The sequence below is a fragment of the Blastomonas sp. CCH9-A1 genome, assembly GCF_001557175.1.
GTDB lineage: Bacteria > Pseudomonadota > Alphaproteobacteria > Sphingomonadales > Sphingomonadaceae > Blastomonas > Blastomonas delafieldii_A.
Map to the genome: position 1 here is coordinate 1 of NZ_LSHM01000055.1, position 619 is coordinate 619.

The following is a 619-nucleotide window of genomic DNA, read 5'->3' on the forward strand; positions in this document are numbered from 1 at the left end:
GTGACAACACCGGTCGCTATCGTCATCCCCTTGTCGGTCGCCCATGCCGTTTTCGTGGCCGCTTCGATCATGAACGGAATATCGGCACGCGTCGGCCCTCGCAGTCCCAAGCGCGCGGCTAGCTCGCGAGCATGGTCCGTCATGGTCTGGTCCCTCGCCGCATAGTCAGCCAGATCCGTGACGCGCAGGCCAAGCTGTTCTGCGACGAAGGCGGCGAGATCATGGGGCATCGCTCCCCTGTTCTGTATCAACTGCGCCAGTGTGATGCCCGGGTGGCGCAAGAGCGCGAGTTGCAGCGCGACGCCCAACTGGTTCCGTCGTTCCCGTCGCGCGCCGATGATCTCGATGTCCGCAGGCTCGAAGGTGTAGAGCCGAGCCAAGTGGTCGCGATCGGTCGGGATGGCAAGGATCTGATTGCGCTCGCTCTCGGTCAGGAGTTGATGCTTGCGCTTCGTCATGCCGATTCCCGTCCACAAAAGGTCAACTGCGCCTATGGACAGCCATGAGTAAAGAGACATAGTATGTGGACGGCTATGGGCGGGGTGAAGCGGTCGCCCTTCAGAGCGTCCACAGAACGACCGTTTGGGAGACACGATAGATGGGCGGCATTCTGGGCTAC

1 protein-coding gene is annotated in these 619 nt (G+C 61.6%); it reads right to left on the reverse strand.

The window, feature by feature from the left end:
• On the reverse strand, positions 1-458 hold a 458-nt coding region (locus tag AX725_RS14860; protein ID WP_156458507.1), incomplete at its 3' end, for a DUF4158 domain-containing protein.
• Positions 459-619 lie beyond the last annotated feature (161 nt).